The sequence below is a fragment of the Clostridium gallinarum genome, assembly GCF_014836325.1.
GTDB lineage: Bacteria > Bacillota > Clostridia > Clostridiales > Clostridiaceae > Clostridium > Clostridium gallinarum.
Genome location: NZ_JACSQZ010000006.1, coordinates 1 through 21,340, shown reverse-complemented (window position 1 = coordinate 21,340; position 21,340 = coordinate 1). Strand labels below are relative to the sequence as shown.

The window sequence follows — 21,340 nt, the reverse complement described above, 5'->3', positions numbered from 1 at the left end:
TTATCTCCCAAATTATGCATTATCCATTATGCATTATTATAATAGTTTTGCTATTCCATATTCATTTTCTGCTTCTGTTATTTCTACATCTACTATTTTACCAGTTACATCAGCACAAGTGCAAGGAACGTGTACTTTTATATAGTTTCTTGTATATCCTTCGTACATACCTTCTTGACCCTTAACTTGTGTTTCTATAAGAACATCCATTTCTTTACCTATGAATTTTTCTATAAATTCTTTTTCATTTTTATTGCTTAATTCTATTAATATTTTACTTCTCTTTTCTTTAATACTTCCGTCTATTTGGTCTCCCATTTCAGCAGCTCTAGTTCCTTTTCTAGGACTATATTTAAATACATGAGTTTTTGTAAGCTTTATTTTCTTTAAAAACTCATAAGTTTCATTAAATTCTTCTTCTGTTTCTCCTGGGAAACCTACTATTACATCTGTTGTAATAGATACATCTGGTAAAGTTTTTCTTAAAAGCTCTACTGAAGCTGCATATTCCTCAGCTGTATACCTTCTATTCATCCTCTTAAGAGTAGCATCACAGCCACTTTGTAATGATAAATGGAAGTGAGGACAAAGCTTTTTAAAGCTTTTTATCTTTTCTATTACTTCTGGAGTAAAGAAAGCTGGTTCTATAGATCCTATTCTTATTCTTTCTATACCTTCAACCTTTTCTATTTCTTCAATAATATCTATAAGGTTAACACTTTCCTCTAAATCCAGTCCATAAGAGGCTGTATGAATTCCTGATAGTATAATTTCCTTAAAGCCATGCTCTGCTAATTTTTTAACTTCCTCTAATACCTTCTTTGGATCCTTTGAACAAACTGATCCTCTTGAATATGGTATTATACAATATGTGCAAAATCTATTACATCCATCTTGTATTTTTAAGAAAGCTCTAGTCTTATCTTGGTACTCTTCAATATTTAATTCTTCAAACTTTTTATTTTTAAGCACACCTTCAACATGAACTTGTGGTTTACCTTCTTCTCTTGCTTTATTTACATAATAAACTACATCACCTTTATTTCTTGTTCCTAAAACTACATCCACCCCAGGAATTTCAGAAACTTCTTTTGGTGCCATTTGAGAATAACAACCTACAACTGCAATTATAGATTTTTCATTAAGTCTTCTTGCTCTACTTATAATTTGTCTAGATTTTTTATCTCCCATATTAGTAACAGTACATGTATTAATTACATATACATCTGCTACTTCATTAGCTTCTACAACTTCATAGCCTTCTCTTATAAATTTTTCAGCCATTGCTTCTGATTCATATACGTTAACTCTACATCCAAGAGTAGAAAATGCAACTTTCATTATTTACTTCCTCCTAAATCTCCAAGCTCATACTGAATTAATGAAGTAGCTACAAAACCTGCTGTTTCTGTTCTAAGAATTCTACTTCCTAAAGTTACAATATAAGCCCCATTTTCTTTCAGTTTATTTATTTCACTTAATTCAAATCCACCTTCTGGACCAACTAATATTCCAACAGTTTTTATTTTAGATGTATCAATTTTTTCATCGCTAAATAATGTTTTTATTCCAAAGTTTTCAGCATTTTCATAAGGAACTACAGCTAAATCTAATTCTTTTAATCTATTTAAAGCATCATCAAAGGAAATAGGCTCTGTAACCTTAGGTATAACTGTTCTTTTGCTTTGCTTCGCAGCTTCTAAAGCTATTCTATTTAATCTATCTAGCTTTTTAAAATCACCTTTTAATTTTATATCTACTCTTTCTGTTAAAGTAGGTATAAATTCAGTTATTCCAAGTTCTGTTCCCTTTTGAACTATTAAATCCATCTTTTGAGCCTTTGGCAACCCTTGAAATAAATAAATCTTAACTTCACTTTCATTATTTATATCAAGTTTTTCCTCTATATCGACAATAACTTCTTGCTTACTTATAGTTCTTATATTTGCTAAAAATTCTTCTCCATCACAATTATTTAAGATTATTTTATCCCCTTCATTTAACCTTAATACTTTATATAAGTGTTTTACGTCATCACCTAAAATTTTTGCTGTTTTTTCTATAAAATTTTCTTTAGGAGTAAAAAATTTATGCATCCCTCGATCTCCTTAAAACTATTTTAATTTTGCAACTATACAGTTCCATTCCCCATCTTTATTTATCTCTACTACTTCAAAACCTGTTTCTTCAAGTTTTTTAGTAACCATATCTACCCTATCATGAATAATTCCAGACGTTATAAAGTATCCATCTTCTTTTAAAACTCTCTTAACATCTTCTGTTAATATACAAATTACTTCTGCAATAATATTAGCAACTACAATATCTGCTTTTCCATCTATTACTTCAACCAAGTTTCCATATAATATTTCTATATTATTTAAGTTGTTAAATCCTACATTTTCTTTTGCAGATTCAACAGCAACTGGATCTAAATCAACTCCAACAGCTTTTTTAGCACCTAATTTTGCAGCTGCAATAGCAAGTATTCCTGATCCACATCCAACATCAAAAACAGTACTTTCAGCTTCTACATATTTATCTAAAGCTTGAATACACATTCTTGTTGTTTCATGTGTTCCAGTTCCAAAAGCCATACCTGGATCTAATTCTAAAACTAATTCATCATTCTTTGCTTCATATTCTTCCCATGTTGGCTTTACTACTATTCTTTCCCCAATCTTAGTTGGTTTATAATACTTTTTCCAGTTATTTGCCCAATCTTCTTCATACATTTTTTCACTTTGAACTTCATAATCTCCTGTATCAATTCCAAGTGATTTAATTTCTTCCATTTTCTCATTAACATATTTTAAAATTTCTTCTATATTATCTTCTTCTGAAAAATATGCTTTAACAACTGCTACTTTTCCTTTATGCTCTAATACATTTATATCAGCAAAATCCCAAGTTAATGGTCCTTGCTCTCTTTCTAATATGTCATTTGGATCTTCAATTGCAACCCCTTTGCAATCTAATCCATAAAAAATTCCTGAAACTGGTTCTAGAGCTTCACTTTTTGTTATTACTCTTACTTCAATCCATGTTCCTTCCATTAAAATCAGTCCTTTCAAAGATATTTGACTAATTTATTATTTTACACTTATGTTAAGTTTCTGTCTAGGTTTAAAGGCAAAAAGTTTATATATCACTTTTATTTTTCAAAAAAATAAAGCATCGAAAAAAATCGATACTTTATTTAAAATTATAATTACTTTACTGATTTTACAGCTTCTAAGATCTTATCATAACTTGGTTCACTTGTTATTTCTTCTAAGTACTCAACAAAAGTAACATTATCATTTGAATCTACTACAAATGATGCTCTTGTTAATAATCCAAGTTCCTTAGCATAAGTTCCTGTAGCTTGTGCAAAGCTCCTATCTTTATAATCTGAAAGTGTTTTAACATTTTCTACACCTTCTAAAGCACACCATCTACTTTGAGCAAAAGGTAAATCCATTGATATAGTATAGCAAGTAACTCCTTCTAATTTATCAATTTCTTCATTAAATTTTTTAACTTCCATATTGCATACTGGTGTATCAATTGATGGTACTGTTAAAAATACTCTAACACCTTTTGTATCTTTTTCTGTAAATTCTCCTAAATCATTAGTTGTAACTTTGAAACTAGGTAGCTTATCACCAACTGAAACTCTATTTCCTTCTAAAGTAATTGGTGCACCTTGAAATTTTACCATATTCATTATATATTCCTCCTAAATTTATGTCCATTTTGTTATTTCCAAAATAATCTATATATCTATTATACATCTAATAATTATTATTTGTAAATATCTATTATTCTGAAAATTTATTATTTTTTCTCAAAAGGAGTTATGTAACTGTTTAAACATTATATTTATTAACTAATTCTTTAAATTCACTTTCATTTTTTAATATGTATTCCTTAAAATTTAAATTGCTCTTTTCAACATTTTTTGATAATTCAAATAAGAATTCAGGAATCTTAACAGCTTGAATTTCTCCATAAGATTCACCTATTTTAGTTTCGCCTATTCCATAAGTTCCTCCGATAAATAAAGTAAAGCATTCATCTACTTTATCGCCAACTCTCTTTTTCTTTCCTGTAAAACCAATAGCTCCTATTTGATGAACTCCACAAGAGTTTTGACATCCTGAGAAATGAACTGTTGGTAATACATTCATATTTCCATTATTAGCTTTAAAATAGTCCATAACGTCATTTAAAGCCCCTTGGCTATTACATAAACCTATTTGACAAATCGGAACTCCTATACAAGATACACTTTGCTCAAATTTAGTTTTAGCACTCATATCTTCAGTTAAATCTAATAATTTCTTAGCTTCTTCTCCATTTAAATTTCTAAAATATACGCCTTCAGCCATTGCTAATCTTATTTCAATATCTTCAAAATTATTTACTAAATCTAAAACTGATTTTAAATCCTTAATTGCAAATTGTCCTCCTGTTGGATGTATATAAACACTGTATAATCCTTTTTGCTTTTGCTCAAATAATCTTGAATCTTCTATTTGGATTTCTATTCCCTTTTTATCATAAGACTTAGCTTTAACATCTATTTCAAAATTTTCTTTTTCAATAACTTCATTTACATGCTTTTTATAACATTCTAAGAAATCTTTTTCACCCATTCTATCTAATATGTATCTTACACGTGCTCTATTTCTATTTTCATAATCACCTTCTGCCATGAACATTCTAACCATAGCTTCAACATAGTATAAAACATCTTTGGGTTCTATTAATTCACCATATTTTACAGCTAATTTAGGATTTTGTCCTAATCCTCCACCTAAATAAACTTCAAAATACTCTTTTCCATCCTTGTTTACTGCAACAAATCCTAAATCTTGAACTGTACAATGTGCAGCATCATCACTTCCACCAGAAACTGAAACCTTAAGTTTTCTCGGTAGCTTATATGTATAAATTCTCTCTAAAAAATAATTTCCTATTGCTATTGCATATGGTGTAACATCAAAGGCTTCTTTAGGATCAACACCTGCTAAAGGAGACATTGCTACATTTCTTGGATAGTTACCACCTGCACCTCTTGTATATATATCATTATCTAATGCTTCCTTCATTAAATCACAAATCTCATCTATGCTTAATCCATGTAATTGTATAGCTTGACGAGTTGTTAAATGTATTTTTTCTAATCCATACCTTTCAGCAAAATCATATACCTTATACATCTCAGAAACATTAGTTATACCTGAAGGAATTCTAAGTCTTATCATAAAATCCTTCCCACCTTTATGAGCGTATACACCAAAACCACCTGAGGAGTGTTTAAATTGCATTAGGTTTAATTCTCCATCAACAAATTTATGTCCAGTTTCTCTAAATTCCTCTATTTCTCCATATAAAACTTTTTTTAATTCTTCCATTTTTTCCACCTCTTCTTAAATTTATTTACAATGTAAATTATAGCACTAAAAACATTATTTTCTTATTAAATATTATTATTATAATTATAAAAATTACTTATATTATAATTTAATTAACCTATATTTTAGTTTGCACATATTTTATTTTTTTATAAAAAAATAAAAAGAATTAGCAAAGAGCTAATTCTTTTTATTTAAATAAATCTTTTAAACCCTTTTTATGTGGAGTAGTTTCTCCAACATTTTCTCCACAAGCTTCCATAAATGCCTTTAATGCATCTTTTTGCTTTTCATTTAAGTTCTTAGGAATATCTACTATTACTTTAACGTATTGATCTCCTCTTCCTGAGGAATTTACTCTTGGTACACCTTTTCCTTTTAATCTAAATAATGTACCTGATTGTGTTCCTGCTGGAATAGTATATTTCACATCACCATCTACTGTTGCTACTGTTATTTCTGTTCCTAAAGCAGCTTTCCCCATAGATATATGTGAATCTATATAAATATCATTTCCTTTTCTTACAAACTTCTTAGAAGGAGCTACATTTATTCTTACATATAAATCTCCTGGTGGACCATCATTAGTACCATGATTTCCTTGTCCTCTTAAAGGCATTACATTTCCAGTATCAACACCAGCTGGAATATTAACTTTTATTTTTCTTGTCTTTCTTACATGCCCTCTTCCATGACAAGATGTGCATGGTTCTTCAATAACACTTCCAGTTCCATTACAAGTATTACATGTTGAAGTACTTACAAAACTTCCTAATGGAGTTTGTCTTTGTACCCTTACTTGCCCTTGACCATTACATGTTGGACAAGTCTTTTTGGAAGTTCCTTCCTTTGCTCCACTACCTTTACAAGTTTCACAATTTTCACTTCTATCTATTGATATTTCTCTTTCAACTCCAAAAACAGCTTCTTCAAAAGTTAGACTAACTGTATATTCTAAATCTGATCCTCTTTGAGGGCCATTTCTTCTTCTTCCGCTGCCTCCGCCGCCAAAGAAACTTTCAAATATATCACCAAATCCACCCATTTCTGAGAAATCAAAGCCGCCGAATCCACCTGCTCCAAAACCACTTCCATCAAAATCAACTGTTCCATATCTATCATAAGTTGCTTTCTTCTCTGGATCTGAAAGCACTTGATAAGCTTCATTTATTTCTTTGAATTTATTTTCAGCCTCTTTATTACCTTGATTTTTATCTGGATGATATTTTATAGCTAGCTTTCTAAAGGCTTTTTTAATTTCTTCATCAGAAGCACCTTTTTCAAGTCCAAGGGTTGCATAATAGTCCTTATTTGCCATCTATTTTCACCACCATTTTTAAACTTTATAAAAGGGAAGACGACTTTTGCCTTCCCTTAAATATTATATCTATAAAACTAATAGGTTACAACTATTTGTCGTCTTTAACTTCAAAATCTGCATCTACTACATTTTCATCATTTGGTGCATTTCCTGCTCCACCCATATTGTTTGGATCAAAACCTGCTCCTCCCATGTTGTTTGGATCAAAGCCTTCAGCTCCACCAGCTGCTTGATACATTTTTGAAGATAATGCATAGAACTCTTTATTTAATTCTTCCATTGCATTTTTAATAGCTTCTATATCTTCTCCATCTTTTACTTTATTTAATTCATCTAATTTAGCTTGAACTGTAGCCTTTTCATCAGCTGATACTTTATCGCCTAATTCTTCTAAAGCTTTAGCTGTTTGATAAGAAACTTGATCTGCATTGTTCTTAACTTCTATTTTTTCTTTTCTCTTCTTATCTTCTTCAGCAAATTTTTCAGCTTCTTTTACTGCTCTTTCTACTTCATCATCGCTTAAGTTAGTTGATGCTGTAATTGTAATGTTTGCTTCTTTATTTGTTGCCTTATCTAAAGCTGATACTTTAACTAATCCGTTAGCATCTATATCAAATGTAACTTCGATTTGAGGAATTCCTCTTGGTGCTGGAGCTATTCCAGATAGAGTAAATCTTCCTAATGTCTTATTATCAGCTGCCATTTGTCTTTCACCTTGAACTACGTGAATTTCAACTGATGTTTGACCATCTGCTGCTGTTGAGAATGTTTGGCTCTTCTTAGTAGGAATTGTAGTATTTCTTTCGATAAGTGGTGTAGCAACTCCACCTAATGTTTCAATTCCTAATGTTAATGGTGTAACGTCTAATAATAATACATCTTTAACTTCTCCAGTTAATACACCTGCTTGAATTGCTGCTCCAACTGCAACACATTCATCTGGGTTTACTCCCTTTGAAGGTTCTTTTCCAGTAAAGTTCTTAACAGCTTCTACTACTGCAGGAATTCTTGTAGATCCTCCAACTAATATTACCTTGTCTATATCGCTTAATGAAAGTCCTGCATCTGATAATGCTTTTTTCATTGGCTCTATTGATCTTTGAACTAAATCATGAGTTATTTCATTGAACTTAGCTCTACTTAAGTTCATATCTATGTGTTTTGGACCTGTTGCATCTGCTGTTATAAATGGTAAGTTTATATTTGTTTGCATTGATGAAGATAATTCAATCTTAGCTTTTTCAGCAGCTTCTTTTAATCTTTGAAGTGCCATCTTATCATTTCTTAAATCTATTCCATTTTCAGCTTTGAATGTTTCTGCTATGAAGTCCATGATTCTTTCATCGAAGTCATCTCCTCCAAGCTTAGTGTCTCCATTTGTTGATAAAACTTCGAATACACCATCACCAAGTTCTAGGATAGATACGTCAAATGTACCACCACCTAAGTCATAAACAAATATCTTTTGGTTAGTATCCATTTTATCTAATCCATATGCTAAAGCAGCTGCTGTTGGTTCGTTTATAATTCTTAAAACTTCTAATCCAGCTATTCTACCAGCATCTTTAGTTGCTTGTCTTTCTGAGTCATTGAAGTATGCAGGTACTGTGATAACAGCTTGAGTTACAGATTCTCCTAAATAAGCTTCTGCATCTGCTTTAATTTTTTGAAGTACCATTGCTGATATTTCTTGTGGTGAATGATCTTTTCCATCTATATTAACTTTGTAGTTTGTTCCCATATGTCTCTTAATAGAGATTACAGTTTTATCTGGATTAGTAATTGCTTGTCTTTTAGCGATTTGTCCTACTAATCTTTCTCCATTTGCTTGGAATGAAACTACTGATGGAGTAGTTCTTGCTCCTTCTGAGTTACTGATAACTACTGGTTCTCCACCTTCCATTACAGCTACACATGAGTTAGTTGTTCCTAAATCGATTCCTATAATTTTTCCCATAATCTATTTCCTCCTAAAAACTATCTTATATATAAATTTTAGTTGTTATGTCTTAACCTAATTAGCTACTTTTACTACAGTATATCTAATTATTTTTTCTCCTCTTTTATATCCCTTTTGGAATACTTCTGCTATTGAATTTGCCCCTAAGCTTTCATCTTCAATATGCATTACTGCTTGATGATAATTAGGATCAAATTCTCCTGTTGCATCTATTTCTTCAACTCCTAATTTTTCAAAGGAATTTTTAAAACCTTTTATAGTCATTTCTATTCCAGTTTTAATATCTTCTGCACTTCCATCTACAGCTATTGCTCTTTCTAAATTATCAAGAACAGGTATCATTTCTTTTAATACATCTGTACATGCATCAGTGTATATTCCTTCTTTTTCTTTAGTAGTTCTTTTTCTATAGTTTTCATACTCTGCTGTTATTCTGACTAATCTTTCTTTTAAAGCCTCAACTTCATTAGTTAGTTTATTATTCTCATCTTTTAATTTACGCATACTATCTAATTCATTTTCCTTATCATTATTTTCAAAAGCTGTATCTTCTGAAGAGTCTCCATTATTTGAAGGTTCAGCCTTTTCTGATTCGATAGTTTCATTAAATTCCTCTTTGTTATCAGTTTCAGCCTTATTATCAACCTCTGTATTATTTTCTAGTTCTTCTTGGTTTTCTAATCTTTCCTTCATGTCTTCCACAAAAACACCTCATCTCTTTATTCTATAATTTGATTTCTTAAACTTTTATTTAGCTCTTTCATAACTTGATTCATAATTGCAATAACCTTTGAATAATTTATTCTCTTAGGCCCAATTAAACCAATTTTACCTATAGGTCTACCATCTAGAGAATACTCTGCAGATATAATAGAACAATCTTTTGCTTCCGGAAAGAAATTTTCCTCTCCAATTCTAATTGTTATATCATTTCCAGGCTCAATTAAATCTAATAAATTATCCTTATCATTTATTAAAGATAAAATTTCTTTTGCCTTTTCAATGTTGTTATATTCAGGATAATTAAAAATATTAGTTGTTCCTTCTACAAATACTTCTGTATTATTTGATTCCTTTAAAGTTTCATATAAAGCTGGAAGAATTCCATTAAAAACTTCTTCATAACCAAACAATTCATGTTTAAGATTATTTATTACTTCCAAGTTAATTTCTTCAATAGTTAAATTTTTTAAGTGTAAATTTAACACTTTATTTATCATTTGAATAGTTTCAGGCCTTGGCATATTATTTACTCTTATTCTATGATTCTTAATAACTCCACTGTCCGCTACTATTACTGAAACCAAATTATGACTATCTATAGAAAGCAATTGTATAGATTTAATGTAACTACTTCTAACAGATGGTGTTTGAACCACTGTAGTTAAATTAGTAAGTTCTGATAATAATGAACAAGCTTGCTTTACTATTTTATCAACTTCATACATTGCAGAATTTATTAAATATTCCTTAATCTTAAGTTCTTCATCTTTAGTTAAGCTTTCTGTATCCATTAATTTATCCACATATAATCTATAACCTTTATTGGAAGGTATCCTTCCTGCTGAAGTATGAGGTTGTTCTAAATAACCCATTTCTTCTAAATCAGCCATTTCATTTCTAATAGTTGCTGATCCAACCCCTAAGTCATATCTCTTAGCTATTGTCCTTGAGCCTACTGGCTCTCCTGTTAAGATATAGTCATTAATGATAGCCTGAAGTATTTTTATTTTTCTTTCATCAATAGCCATTATATCACCTCTACCTGTTAGCACTCAACATCATCGAGTGCTAATGACTACAATATCAATATATTCCTTATTGACTTTTTTGTCAATTCCAATAACTGATAAATTAAATAATCTCATTTAATTTTATTAAAATATTTTTGTTTTTCTTTATTTTTCTAACATAATCTTTAATTTACTATATAAGTTATTTTAGAATAATAAAGTCACTCATTACCGAATTAGATAGCTCTATACCTTTATCTGTAAGTCTTAATTTTTTATTTTCTAAAGTTAAAAGCTTACTTTTTATATTTTTATCAATAACCTCTTTATATATACTGTATATATCAATTCCAAATCTTTCATTAAATTCATCTATACTTATTCCTTCTATCATTCTTAATCCCATAAATACAAATTCCTCCATATTATCTTCTTTTGTATTTATAGTTATATCCTCTATGATATCTTCATTATTATTTATTTTATCTATATACACTTTTACATTCTCTATATTTTTTATTCTCTTTCCATCTATAAAAGATGTGGATGCAGAACCAAGACCTAAATATTCTTCATTTCTCCAATAAACCTTGTTATGATAGCACTCATATCCTTCTTTTGAAAAATTAGATATTTCATATTGTGTATATCCATATTTACTTAATATCTCTTTAGTTATAGAGTACATTTCTCTTTCTTCTTCTTCAGAAGGCAATATTAATTTATTTCTTTCCCAAAGCTTATAAAATGCAGTTCCTTCTTCAATAATTAAACTATACGCAGAAATATGTTCAGGATTTAATTTTGCTATGCATTCTAATGATTCTATCCATTCTTCTACCTTTTGATTTGGAAGTCCAAACATTAAATCAACATTTATATTTTTAAATCCAACATTTCTTGCTAATTTAAAATTTTCTTCAAATTGTTTAAAGCTATGAATTCTACCTATATCTTTAAGCAATGAGTTTTGAACTGCTTGAAGGCCCATGCTAATCCTATTAACACCACCATTTAACATAGTCTTAAGCTTCTCTTCTTCTAATGCACCAGGATTACATTCCATTGTAAATTCCATATCTTCACTTAAGTCAAGTTTGTTTATAGCCTCTAAGATTTTTCTTATTTCTTTTGTATCTAAATAAGAAGGTGTTCCGCCACCTATAAAAATACTCTTTATTTTATAATTAGTTCCCTTTTCATTTATCTCCTTACATAAAGCTTCTACATAATCTTCTCTTAAATGATCAATAGATGCATAAGAAGGGAAATCGCAATAAAAACACTTCTGTTTACAAAATGGTATATGTATATAAAGTGATAATTCTTTTTTATTTTTCATATAATCAACTCTTTCTAAAATATTTATTCTTATCCTTATTATACAAAAGCAAATTAAAATAAAAAGCTTAAAAGCTTATCCCAAGAAAAATTTTTATGAATATTCTATATTAAACAATTCTGTTTAGGAGATCTATTTTGAAAAAGTTTAAAATTCTTTCCTTTGATGGAGGCGGAGTTAAAGGAGCTTTAAGTATTGAAATTTTAAAAAGAATTATTATTAAATATCCAGACTTCTTAGAGGATATTGACCTATTTGCTGGAACTTCCACAGGTGCTATAATATCAGCATTTTTAGCAAAAGGTCTTCCTTTAGATTCTTTAAATTCTTTATATACTCAAAAAAATGCTAAGACTATATTTTCTCCTTCTAAATTAAATCTAATAAAACCCAAATTTAATAATAAAATTCTTAAAAATATGATTTCAAATTATTTTGATGATAATTTTAAAATTTCAGACTTTAAAAAATATATATTTATGCCTTCTTTTTATTTAGGTGATAAAGAGAAAAAATCTTGGGAACCTGTTTTTTTCAATAATCTTAGTATAAATGAGACAAGTAATACTTTAGTTAAAGATGCTCTATTAGCTAGTTCTGCTGCTCCTACATATTTTCCTTCATATAGAAATTATATTGATGGAGGAGTTATAGCTAATTCTCCAACAGCAATTTCATTAATGTCTACTCTATCTTCCATGCCTAAATATACTATAAATGACATTGTAATTTTATCTATAGGTACAGGCAATAGTCCTGAAAAAATTATAGGAAAAACAGAAAAATGGGGTATTGCTCAATGGTCATTCAATCCTTTTTCTAAGATGAAATCACCATTACTAGCATTACTTATGGATGGGATGTCTGATTTAGAAGATATGTATTGTAAAATTTTTTTAAAATCTAACTATTTTAGAATAAATCCTACAGTTCCTAAGTTTATAGATATTGATGATTATAACTTTATCCCTTACTTAAAATTAATAGGTAGAAACTGTGATTTATCTAATTTATTTAAGTTTTTAGATGAAATTTATTTAAAATAAATTTCTGTCACACTTTTTTTAGTATTTTGTATAATAAAGTATAATATCATTTATTGTTTAATAATATTACCACCTTACTCTTATAGTTATCTATCAAAAAGGGGCTGTCTTTACGACAGCCCCTTTTGAGATTAACCTTATTTATCTACTTTTAAAACTGCCATAAATGCTTCTTGTGGAATTTCAACTGAGCCTACTTGTCTCATTCTCTTCTTTCCTTCTTTTTGTTTCTCTAGAAGTTTCTTCTTTCTTGAAATATCTCCACCATAACATTTTGCAAGTACGTCTTTTCTCATAGCCTTAACAGTTTCTCTTGCTATTATCTTAGAACCTACAGCAGCTTGAATTGGCACTTCAAACATCTGTCTTGGGATTATTTCTTTTAGCTTTTCAGCTATTCCTCTTCCCTTTTCATAAGCTTTTTCTCTTGGAACTATCATAGATAATGCATCTACTACATCTCCATTTAACATAATATCAAGCTTAACTAATTCAGTTTGAGTATATCCCTTAAATTCATAATCTAATGATGCATATCCTCTTGTTCTAGATTTTAATGTATCAAAGAAATCATAAACTATTTCATTTAATGGAATATCATAATTTATTGAAACTCTTGTTTCTTCTAAATATTGCATATCAATGAAAGTTCCTCTTCTTTCTTGACATAGTTCCATTACAGCTCCTACATAATCAGAAGGTGCTATTATACTTGCTTTAACTATCGGCTCTTCCATATACTCTATTTCTGTTGCTTCTGGAAGGTTTGTTGGATTAGTTAACTCAATAGTTTCACCATTAGTCTTTATAACTTTATAAATAACTGATGGCGCAGTTGTAATAATATCTAGATTAAATTCTCTTTCTATTCTTTCTTGAATTATTTCCATATGTAATAATCCTAAGAATCCACATCTAAATCCAAATCCTAAGGCTATTGATGTTTCTGGTTCAAAACTTAATGCTGCATCGTTAATTTGTAATTTTTCTAAAGCATCTTTAAGTTCTTGATATTTTGCTCCATCTACTGGATAAATACCAGAGTAAACCATAGGAACAGCTGGCTTATATCCTGGTAATGCTTCAGTTATAGGTCTATCTGCTTCAGTTATAGTATCCCCTACTCTTGCATCTCTAACATTTTTTATAGATGCTGCAATATATCCAACATCACCTGCTCTTAATTCGCCTATTGGTAAAGTCTTAGGTGTAAATACACCAACCTCAGTTACTTCATAAACCTTATTAGTTGCCATAAGCTTAATCTTAGTTCCTGGTTTTACAACTCCATCAATAATTCTTACGTAAGAAACAACACCTTTATAGCTATCGTAATAAGAGTCGAAAATTAATGCCTTAAGCGGTGCATCTTCATCTCCATTTGGTGCTGGTATCTTTTCTACCACTGTTTCTAATACATCTTGAATGTTTAAACCAGTTTTTGCTGAAATCATTGGCGCATCTTCTGCTTCTATACCAATAATATCTTCTATTTCTTGCTTAACTTCATCTGGTCTTGCTGATTGTAGATCAACCTTATTAATAACAGGCGCTATTTCTAAATCATTATTTAAAGCTAAATAGCAGTTTGCTAAAGTTTGTGCTTGAACCCCTTGAGTTGCATCTACTACTAAAATTGCTCCTTCACATGCAGCTAAGCTTCTTGAAACTTCATATGTAAAATCTACGTGTCCTGGAGTATCAATTAAATTTAATATATATTCTTCTCCATCAGGTCTTCTATAAACAAGTCTTGCTGCTTGTGACTTTATAGTTATTCCTCTTTCTCTTTCTATTTCCATATTATCAAGGATTTGTTCTTCCATTTCCCTTTGAGTAAGAGTTCCTGTGGCTTCTAATAATCTATCAGCTAGGGTTGATTTCCCATGATCTATATGGGCTACTATAGAAAAATTTCTAATGCGTTCTTGTCTATTACTACTCATATATAAAACTACCAGCTAATTATGCTAATAGTCACTTCACCCCCATTTTAAATTTCAAGGTAAATTATATCATAATGTCTAGGTTATGTGTCAATATAAATATAAAGTGTTCATATTTATATTTTTAGTTATTATTTTGTTTCAAAAAATCATTAATGATATTATCTAAATCTTGATTTAAATTTTCCTCTTTTTTATCTTTTTTAATTTTTCCACTTATCTTATTTATTATACTGTCAAAACCATTATATATAAATCCACCCATATTATAAAAACCTTCTGTGATTTTATTATTCATATTTATTATATATTCTTTGCTTTTAACCTTTACAGTTGTGTTCTCATTATTATCATTAGGTATATATATTTTTATTTCAGCATCATCTTTTATAAACTCTTCAAAATCCTCTCCAAATTCCTCCTTAACTAATTCATAATTATCTTCACCATTTCCTACAGGTGATAAAGCCTTAGTATTAGTAACATTAATTTGAATAAATCCTAATAAGGTTATTATGAAGAAAATAGCTGTTCCAATTAAAACTTTTTTATTAATCAAAAAAGCACCCCCTAGTATTTTTACTATCTAAAGGATGCTCATAAAGAGTAAATTTTATTCAATTTTATCTATTTAAATATTCAGCTATTATTCTTGCAATATACTTACTTGTTAACTTAGCCTCTTGAGCTGTATTTACATTTGCTCCAACTTCAATCAATATAAAATTATCACTTAAACTATAATTAATAGCAGTAGCAGCTGGATTTATTTCGTGAATATCCCTTATTAACCCTGGAAATAGTCTATCCCCAATATTATATAAATTCTCTACAAAAGCTTTGTTTGCTTCATACCTACTACTATTTGGTGCTGTAACAAACATCATTTTAGCTAGATTTTGATCATTTAAATTTGTTGTATAAACACTTTTTAATTGCTCAGCTTTAGCACCATCAACACCATCTCTATGAAGATCAATTATCACCTTAAAATCTCCATATTCATTTAAAATCTTTTTTAATGTTTCATTGGATCTAGCATAACTTTCATTATATGTTTCACTATGATTAGTTTTATTATGCATTACTGAAATGCCATACCCCTCTTCTAATTCTTTAGATAATACCTCTCCAACACCAACAACATTAAAATCAGTATCCATAGATAGACCATCTCTTTCAGCATAATTTTCAGTTGTATGTGTATGAAAAATTAAAACCTCTGTTTTTGAATTATCTAGTACTTTCTTTAAGCTTGGATCATATGATGCACTTACTTTATTAAGTTCAGCAATTTCTGACTCTGTCATTTTAGCAATACTTTCATTTTTTAGTGAAAAGGGGGTTAATTTTTTTATTGAAGATGTTATATTTGAATCTCCAAGTATACCACTAAATAACGCTATTTCCTTTCCAACTATGTTATAAGTATTTATTCCGCTTATCCCTAAAGCTTCTAATGCTACTTTTTTTAAAGAAAGATTATTATCTGCATATACCCCCTCATCATATATTGCCTCTTTTACTATTGGCATTGAAAAATTAAGCATTTGAACATAAGCATATCCCCCTGCTTCTTCATAATTTTTAATAACTATCATTCCTCTTATTAAAAATATTATAAAAGCCAATATTATAATTAAGTACCCAAAATTAAATCTATTATTTACACCTAAATTTTTACCTTTTTTCAAATTTTGCTTACCTGATAAGTTTTGTCTCATTGAATACATGCAACTCCCCCTTTCTTTAATAAGTATATTGAGAGAGTTACATAATTATTAATAAATTTATAAAAAAATTTTCTAATTCATAAATTTATTTATATCTTCCATATCCATGTTAGGTTGTATTGCCATATTAATTCCATTTGCAATTATTTTAGCTAAAGATTCAATTACTGCATCTACATCTTTAGGTGTAACCATTAAATCTCCAACAAAAGGATCTAAAACTTCTTTAATTAACTGACTTTTCTCTAATTTATCTACTGACTTTAACATATTATAAAAATCTTTTCCCTTTTCAGCTTTACTTATAAGACCATCTAAAACAAGGTCTATAGTGTCATTAGCTATAGTTGCTGCATGAACAACAGTTGGAACTCCTATTGCAACTACTTTAACCCCTAAAGACTCTTCATTTATTTTCATTCTATGATTTCCAACTCCAGCCCCTGGTGATATACCAGTATCGCTTATTTGAATAGTTCTATTTACTCTTTCAAGCTTTCTTGAACCTAAAGCATCAATGCAAATTACTATATCCGGTTTAATTTTATCTACTAAAGATTTTATTATTTCTCCTGTTTCAATACCTGTTATACCAAGCACACCTGGCGATATACAACAAACAGGTCTTACTGAATCATCTATTGCCTCTGGCATAACTTGCTTTAAATGTCTAGTTACCATTATTTTTTCTGTAACTTTTGGCCCAAGAGAGTCTGGAGTAACATTCCAGTTTCCAAGTCCTACAACTAAAGCAGTTTTTTCTTCTGGCATATTTACAAGCCTACTTAACACATTATCAACAACCTTTGAAACATTATCCATAGATTCGCCATCATAATGTGTAAATTCAGGAAAATCTATAGTAATATAATTTCCTTTTGGTTTCCCAAGTTCTTTTCCAGCTTCATCACTTTCTATAGTTACTGTAGTTATTTTTATATCTCCTTCTTTTTCTTCCTCTACAATAACACCATCAAGCTCTCTTTTATTTTCCTTTGTATACATGTCACGTGCTTCAATGGCTAAATCTGTTCTAACACTAATCATGAAAAAACCTCCCAAAAATATATTATCTCTTTTATTTTTCCTTAATGTTTCAATTTAATACTTGAACTTATAAAGTTTCAATGATATAATCTAGTATGTTAAAAACGAACTCGAACGCAGATTTCCCCAAAACTGCAAAAGAGGCCCTATAAAATTATTAAGGGGGTGAATTTAGAATGGCAAACATTAAATCAGCAAAAAAGAGAATTAAGGTTACTGAAGCTAAAACTGCTCAAAACAGAATGATCAAATCAGCTTTAAAAACTGCTGTAAAGAAGTTTGAAGTAGCTGTTGCTGCAAACAACGTAGAAGAAGCTAAGGTTCTTTTCCCTAAAGCTGTTAAGGCTTTAGACATGGCTGCTCAAAAAGGAGTATGTCACAAGAACATGGTAGCTAGAAAGAAATCAAGATTAGCTGCAAAGTTAAACGCTATGGCGTAATCAAATAAGAAGCCGATCCACTTTGGATCGGCTATTATTTTACTCTTTAGATATTATGAAATTATAAAATTTAAAAATTTTTTCATATCTTTTTAAATTTTATAATAATTTTTTTATTCTTTAGGAAATTATATTTATAGACAAGTTTATAGATAATTTTATTGTAGTAGTAAATTTCGTCGGTTAATAATTAGAGTCTTTATAATTTCCATCCTTCAGTTTGTAAGTGTTAAAATATCATAGCAAGGTGACTTGGAGCTTGCGACGGAACCTGGATATGATACTTTAACACTTTTTATTATTTAGTCATAAATATATTAAATATCATAAGTTCCATTTCCATATTTTTATCTACACCGCTAGTTTTTAATTTATTTTCAGTTTCTAAACAAATCTCCATTATTTTTTGAAGTTGCTTTAAAGAAAATTTATTGCATTGATTAATTAATTTTTCAACTATAAATGATGGTAGCCTAAATTTACTAGCAATCCCATCTACTCTTTCTCCACTTTGAATAAATAATTTTATTTCATATAATCTTTTAAAATTATTTTCTATATTTGAAATTATAAGCATATGTTGATCACTTTTTGATAATAATTCATAAAGCAAATCTAGTGTTTTCTCTACTTTCTTTTGTGATATAAAATCAATTAAATCAAAAATATCATCCTCACTAGAATTAGCTATTAGTTTATCTATATCATTTTTAGTTATTTCTCTATCCTTAGTATAAGCTATTATTTTATCTGCTTCTCTTATAATTATATTAAAATTATTTTGTACTTTTTCAGAAAAATACCTTACTTCTACTTTCCCTATATTTTTACCTTTTTCCTTAAATACTTCTTCTACCTTTTTATAATATCTATCTTTTTTAAGCTTATCAAAATGAACTACCTTTGAAACCTTATCTAAAGCTTTTACCTTATTACTTTTCTTAGGAGTATCTCTCTTATCATTAAATAAGTAGTACATTATTAAAATAGTATATGGAGGTAAATCCTTTAAGTATTTTAAAGTTTCATTATATAATTTAGTTCCTGCCGAATCTGTTTTATCCTTTAAAAAGCTTGCTCTATATACTATAACCACCTTTTTATCTCCCATAAAAGGCATGGTCTCACAAGCATTCATAATATCATCAAAGGTTGTAGTTAACCCATCTAGTCTTATACAGTTTAAATCTAACAAAGAATCCTCAATATTTTTTTTTACTATTAAATCTATTCCCTCTTTTATAAGTTCTTCATCTAATCCACAAAATATATAAGAATTTTCAAATTTGCCCTTCTTAACTTCGCCTTCTAATACATCAAAATCTATCAAAATAATCTACCTTTCCTAATTAAAAACTAAAATTCTCTCATCCAAAATAATAATTTTAAAATAATTACTATATTTGCAGTCTATTATATCATAATTGTAGTTATTTTTCTTCTTACTTAGTTGTATTAAATAAGTCTTATATTTACTTTTTATTAATATATCTTTATTTATTTTCTCTATTTCAAATTTATCATTTATTATAACTTTTTTAAAATCTTCATATTCTTTTTCTGCAAATGAAATTATCTTATATTTATCTAAATCTACCCCATCCTTTATAGCCACTACACTTCGCTCACCTTTAAAACTAATAGACATTACTCCATCTTTATAATATTCAATCTTAGGAAAAGGACTATAAAAAATAAAGTATGCATATACAAATATTGTTAAATTAAAGTAAATAATATTCTTATATCCCTTTTTATAAAAATAAAATGTAATTAATAAAATTATATAACTAATTGCTATTATTTCGTTTAAATAAAGAATCTTAGGAAGTATATAAATTAATTTTTCTGAAACTAAATCTAATACCACTGTAAAGTAATAACATATAAAAGCTAGATAGTTAAATATAATTTTAATATTAAATGTTAAAGCCATTATATTCCCTAAAATTACAATAGCATTAATAAAAGGCATTAAAATTAAGTTTCCTAAAAGAAATCCTAATGAAAATTCTCTAAAATATAAAATTAAAAATGGGAATGTAAATACTTGAGAAGATAAACTTATTGAAGTTCCCTCTCTTATGCTTTTAGGTAACTTATAAAGATATTTATTAATTTTTTTATTAAATAATATAATACCTAATGTAGATAAGAAACTTAGTTGAAAGCCTATTTCAAAAATACTATAAGGCTTATATAATATAATAATTATTCCAGCTAAAGATAATCCCGATAATGGATTATAGCTCCTCCTAAATGGCACTGCTAAACTTAAACATAAAAGCATTATATATGATCTAAGAGTTGATGTAGCACATCCAGTAAAAATAACATACACTATAGCCACAATAGGGGCCATCTTATCTCCACATATCTTTTTCAATAAAGAGTATATTAAAACCATATGAAGACCTGAAACTGAAACAGCATGTAATACTCCTAAGTTCTTCATATTACTTGTATCTTCTCTATCTAAAAATTCTGTATATCCAAAAGCCATTGATGTAATTAATGCTGCTCTTCTACTTCCTAACTTTTCTTTTATATTATTAAAAATATCTTCTCTCAGTCTATAAACTTTACTTCTAATATCTCCTTTTAGCTTTTCATAATTGTCAACTTTTACTTCTCCTATTATTCCTTTTTCTATATTAATATCCTTATTTAATTCTATATTAGCTAATATTTTATCTCCTAACTTAAGGTCATTAAATTCTCCTGATAAATAAAATTTTCTACCTTTAATTTCTCCCGTACCACCATAATTAGTTAATGAAATTATCCTTACTTCTTCTAAATTACTTAAATTTATATTATAGTAAAAAATATTATTTATTATTGGTATCAAAAAGAATAGTGTTAATATAATAAATAAATCTATCTTTCTTTTTAAAATAAGATAAATAAAAAAACAGCTAACAAGTATTATTGCTAGCCATTTATCTTTAAAATAAAGTAAAAATATACAACTTGATAGTATAAAAACTACAAATATATAAAGTACTATATTGATATTTTCTTTATATTTCAAATGGCAACACCTCAACTAAAATTATTACCATTTTTTTATAATTAAATCTCCCAAAATGAAAATAAATAAAATCCAACCTTCAATTACTATATCTATTAAATTAAATTTATATCTAGTTAAAAATATCAATGACGCTATTGATATCAAATATATAAAAATAGATATTAAAAATAACTTTACAGCTTTTATATTTCCCTTACTAAATATTCTACAGTTTATAAGTAAATCTAAAATTGCAATTCCACCTATTGAAACAAAACCTATTAATCCTAAATTTTCTTTAGAAAATGAAATTGAAATTATAGGTAATAATATAAATAAAATACCTCTTAATAT

At 28.4% G+C, this 21,340-nt stretch carries 19 protein-coding genes; 2 read left to right on the top strand and 17 right to left on the bottom strand.

The window, feature by feature from the left end:
• Nucleotides 1-36: 36 nt before the first annotated feature.
• The 10 genes from mtaB to hemW form a co-directional block, all read right to left on the bottom strand.
• The gene (gene mtaB / locus H9660_RS02480) at nucleotides 37-1,341 is read right to left on the bottom strand and encodes a tRNA (N(6)-L-threonylcarbamoyladenosine(37)-C(2))-methylthiotransferase MtaB (protein ID WP_191748219.1); all 1,305 of its coding nucleotides are present in this window, start codon (nucleotides 1,339-1,341) and stop codon (nucleotides 37-39) included.
• Nucleotides 1,341-2,096: an RsmE family RNA methyltransferase gene (locus tag H9660_RS02475; RefSeq protein ID WP_191748218.1), complete on the bottom strand. Its 756-nt coding sequence runs from the start codon at nucleotides 2,094-2,096 to the stop codon at nucleotides 1,341-1,343. Before H9660_RS02475 ends, mtaB begins: the two co-directional genes overlap by 1 nt.
• Nucleotides 2,097-2,114: 18 nt before the next feature.
• Nucleotides 2,115-3,056 carry a 50S ribosomal protein L11 methyltransferase gene (gene prmA, locus H9660_RS02470; RefSeq protein ID WP_191748217.1) on the bottom strand — a complete coding sequence of 314 codons (942 nt, stop codon included), beginning with the start codon at nucleotides 3,054-3,056 and terminating at the stop codon, nucleotides 2,115-2,117.
• A 155-nt stretch (nucleotides 3,057-3,211) separates the two neighbouring features.
• Complete coding sequence (gene tpx / locus H9660_RS02465) at nucleotides 3,212-3,709, bottom strand: thiol peroxidase (protein ID WP_191748216.1); 498 nt, start codon at nucleotides 3,707-3,709, stop codon at nucleotides 3,212-3,214.
• A 142-nt stretch (nucleotides 3,710-3,851) separates the two neighbouring features.
• Nucleotides 3,852-5,402, bottom strand: a complete 1,551-nt coding sequence (locus tag H9660_RS02460; protein WP_191748215.1) for a nitrite/sulfite reductase — start codon at nucleotides 5,400-5,402, stop codon at nucleotides 3,852-3,854.
• Nucleotides 5,403-5,592: 190 nt separating this feature from the next.
• Nucleotides 5,593-6,720, bottom strand: a complete 1,128-nt coding sequence (gene dnaJ, locus H9660_RS02455) for a molecular chaperone DnaJ (RefSeq protein ID WP_191748214.1) — start codon at nucleotides 6,718-6,720, stop codon at nucleotides 5,593-5,595.
• A gap of 91 nt (nucleotides 6,721-6,811) precedes the next feature.
• Nucleotides 6,812-8,680 (bottom strand): molecular chaperone DnaK, encoded by a 1,869-nt coding sequence (gene dnaK, locus H9660_RS02450; protein ID WP_191748212.1) that lies wholly within the window; start codon nucleotides 8,678-8,680, stop codon nucleotides 6,812-6,814.
• A gap of 57 nt (nucleotides 8,681-8,737) precedes the next feature.
• Nucleotides 8,738-9,376, bottom strand: a complete 639-nt coding sequence (gene grpE / locus H9660_RS02445; protein ID WP_191748345.1) for a nucleotide exchange factor GrpE — start codon at nucleotides 9,374-9,376, stop codon at nucleotides 8,738-8,740.
• Between the two features lie 26 nt (nucleotides 9,377-9,402).
• Nucleotides 9,403-10,434: a heat-inducible transcriptional repressor HrcA gene (gene hrcA, locus H9660_RS02440; RefSeq protein ID WP_191748210.1), complete on the bottom strand. Its 1,032-nt coding sequence runs from the start codon at nucleotides 10,432-10,434 to the stop codon at nucleotides 9,403-9,405.
• A 184-nt stretch (nucleotides 10,435-10,618) separates the two neighbouring features.
• Nucleotides 10,619-11,758, bottom strand: coding sequence for a radical SAM family heme chaperone HemW (gene hemW, locus H9660_RS02435; RefSeq protein ID WP_191748208.1), 1,140 nt, complete (start codon nucleotides 11,756-11,758; stop codon nucleotides 10,619-10,621).
• 137 nt (nucleotides 11,759-11,895) lie between these two features.
• Between hemW and H9660_RS02430 the strand changes: the two genes are divergently transcribed.
• Nucleotides 11,896-12,804, top strand: coding sequence for a patatin-like phospholipase family protein (locus tag H9660_RS02430; RefSeq protein ID WP_191748206.1), 909 nt, complete (start codon nucleotides 11,896-11,898; stop codon nucleotides 12,802-12,804).
• 137 nt (nucleotides 12,805-12,941) lie between these two features.
• On the opposite strand, the gene lepA is transcribed toward H9660_RS02430, so the two are convergent.
• From lepA to gpr, 4 genes are all read right to left on the bottom strand, one after another.
• Nucleotides 12,942-14,750, bottom strand: a complete 1,809-nt coding sequence (gene lepA / locus H9660_RS02425; protein WP_191748204.1) for a translation elongation factor 4 — start codon at nucleotides 14,748-14,750, stop codon at nucleotides 12,942-12,944.
• A gap of 124 nt (nucleotides 14,751-14,874) precedes the next feature.
• On the bottom strand, nucleotides 14,875-15,309 hold the full coding sequence (locus tag H9660_RS02420) for a hypothetical protein (RefSeq protein ID WP_191748202.1): 435 nt from the start codon (nucleotides 15,307-15,309) through the stop codon (nucleotides 14,875-14,877).
• A 64-nt stretch (nucleotides 15,310-15,373) separates the two neighbouring features.
• Complete coding sequence (locus tag H9660_RS02415; protein WP_191748200.1) at nucleotides 15,374-16,483, bottom strand: stage II sporulation protein P; 1,110 nt, start codon at nucleotides 16,481-16,483, stop codon at nucleotides 15,374-15,376.
• Nucleotides 16,484-16,555: 72 nt separating this feature from the next.
• A complete protein-coding gene (gene gpr / locus H9660_RS02410; RefSeq protein WP_191748198.1) occupies nucleotides 16,556-17,530 on the bottom strand; it encodes a GPR endopeptidase in 975 nt (324 codons plus the stop codon).
• A gap of 176 nt (nucleotides 17,531-17,706) precedes the next feature.
• On the opposite strand from gpr, the gene rpsT reads away from it, so the two are divergent.
• Nucleotides 17,707-17,970, top strand: coding sequence for a 30S ribosomal protein S20 (rpsT, locus tag H9660_RS02405; RefSeq protein ID WP_191748197.1), 264 nt, complete (start codon nucleotides 17,707-17,709; stop codon nucleotides 17,968-17,970).
• A 298-nt stretch (nucleotides 17,971-18,268) separates the two neighbouring features.
• On the opposite strand, the gene holA is transcribed toward rpsT, so the two are convergent.
• The 3 genes from holA to H9660_RS02390 all read right to left on the bottom strand — a co-directional run.
• Nucleotides 18,269-19,300: a DNA polymerase III subunit delta gene (gene holA, locus H9660_RS02400; protein ID WP_191748194.1), complete on the bottom strand. Its 1,032-nt coding sequence runs from the start codon at nucleotides 19,298-19,300 to the stop codon at nucleotides 18,269-18,271.
• Between the two features lie 15 nt (nucleotides 19,301-19,315).
• On the bottom strand, nucleotides 19,316-21,004 hold the full coding sequence (locus H9660_RS02395; RefSeq protein ID WP_191748192.1) for a ComEC/Rec2 family competence protein: 1,689 nt from the start codon (nucleotides 21,002-21,004) through the stop codon (nucleotides 19,316-19,318).
• 24 nt (nucleotides 21,005-21,028) lie between these two features.
• The coding region (locus tag H9660_RS02390) for a hypothetical protein (protein WP_191748190.1) at nucleotides 21,029-21,340 on the bottom strand (312 nt) is incomplete at its 5' end.

Bases quoted from the DNA above. Each gene is read 5' to 3' on its own strand.
- mtaB (WP_191748219.1), bottom strand. From the start codon at position 1,341: ATGAAAGTTGCATTTTCTACTCTTGGATGTAGAGTTAACGTATATGAA.
- dnaJ (WP_191748214.1), bottom strand. From the start codon at position 6,720: ATGGCAAATAAGGACTATTATGCAACCCTTGGACTTGAAAAAGGTGCT.
- hrcA (WP_191748210.1), bottom strand. From the start codon at position 10,434: ATGGCTATTGATGAAAGAAAAATAAAAATACTTCAGGCTATCATTAAT.
- lepA (WP_191748204.1), bottom strand. From the start codon at position 14,750: ATGAGTAGTAATAGACAAGAACGCATTAGAAATTTTTCTATAGTAGCC.
- gpr (WP_191748198.1), bottom strand. From the start codon at position 17,530: ATGATTAGTGTTAGAACAGATTTAGCCATTGAAGCACGTGACATGTAT.
- tpx (WP_191748216.1), bottom strand. From the start codon at position 3,709: ATGAATATGGTAAAATTTCAAGGTGCACCAATTACTTTAGAAGGAAAT.
- H9660_RS02415 (WP_191748200.1), bottom strand. From the start codon at position 16,483: ATGTATTCAATGAGACAAAACTTATCAGGTAAGCAAAATTTGAAAAAA.
- rpsT (WP_191748197.1), top strand. From the start codon at position 17,707: ATGGCAAACATTAAATCAGCAAAAAAGAGAATTAAGGTTACTGAAGCT.
- hemW (WP_191748208.1), bottom strand. From the start codon at position 11,758: ATGAAAAATAAAAAAGAATTATCACTTTATATACATATACCATTTTGT.
- grpE (WP_191748345.1), bottom strand. From the start codon at position 9,376: ATGAAGGAAAGATTAGAAAACCAAGAAGAACTAGAAAATAATACAGAG.
- dnaK (WP_191748212.1), bottom strand. From the start codon at position 8,680: ATGGGAAAAATTATAGGAATCGATTTAGGAACAACTAACTCATGTGTA.
- H9660_RS02475 (WP_191748218.1), bottom strand. From the start codon at position 2,096: ATGCATAAATTTTTTACTCCTAAAGAAAATTTTATAGAAAAAACAGCA.
- prmA (WP_191748217.1), bottom strand. From the start codon at position 3,056: ATGGAAGGAACATGGATTGAAGTAAGAGTAATAACAAAAAGTGAAGCT.
- H9660_RS02460 (WP_191748215.1), bottom strand. From the start codon at position 5,402: ATGGAAGAATTAAAAAAAGTTTTATATGGAGAAATAGAGGAATTTAGA.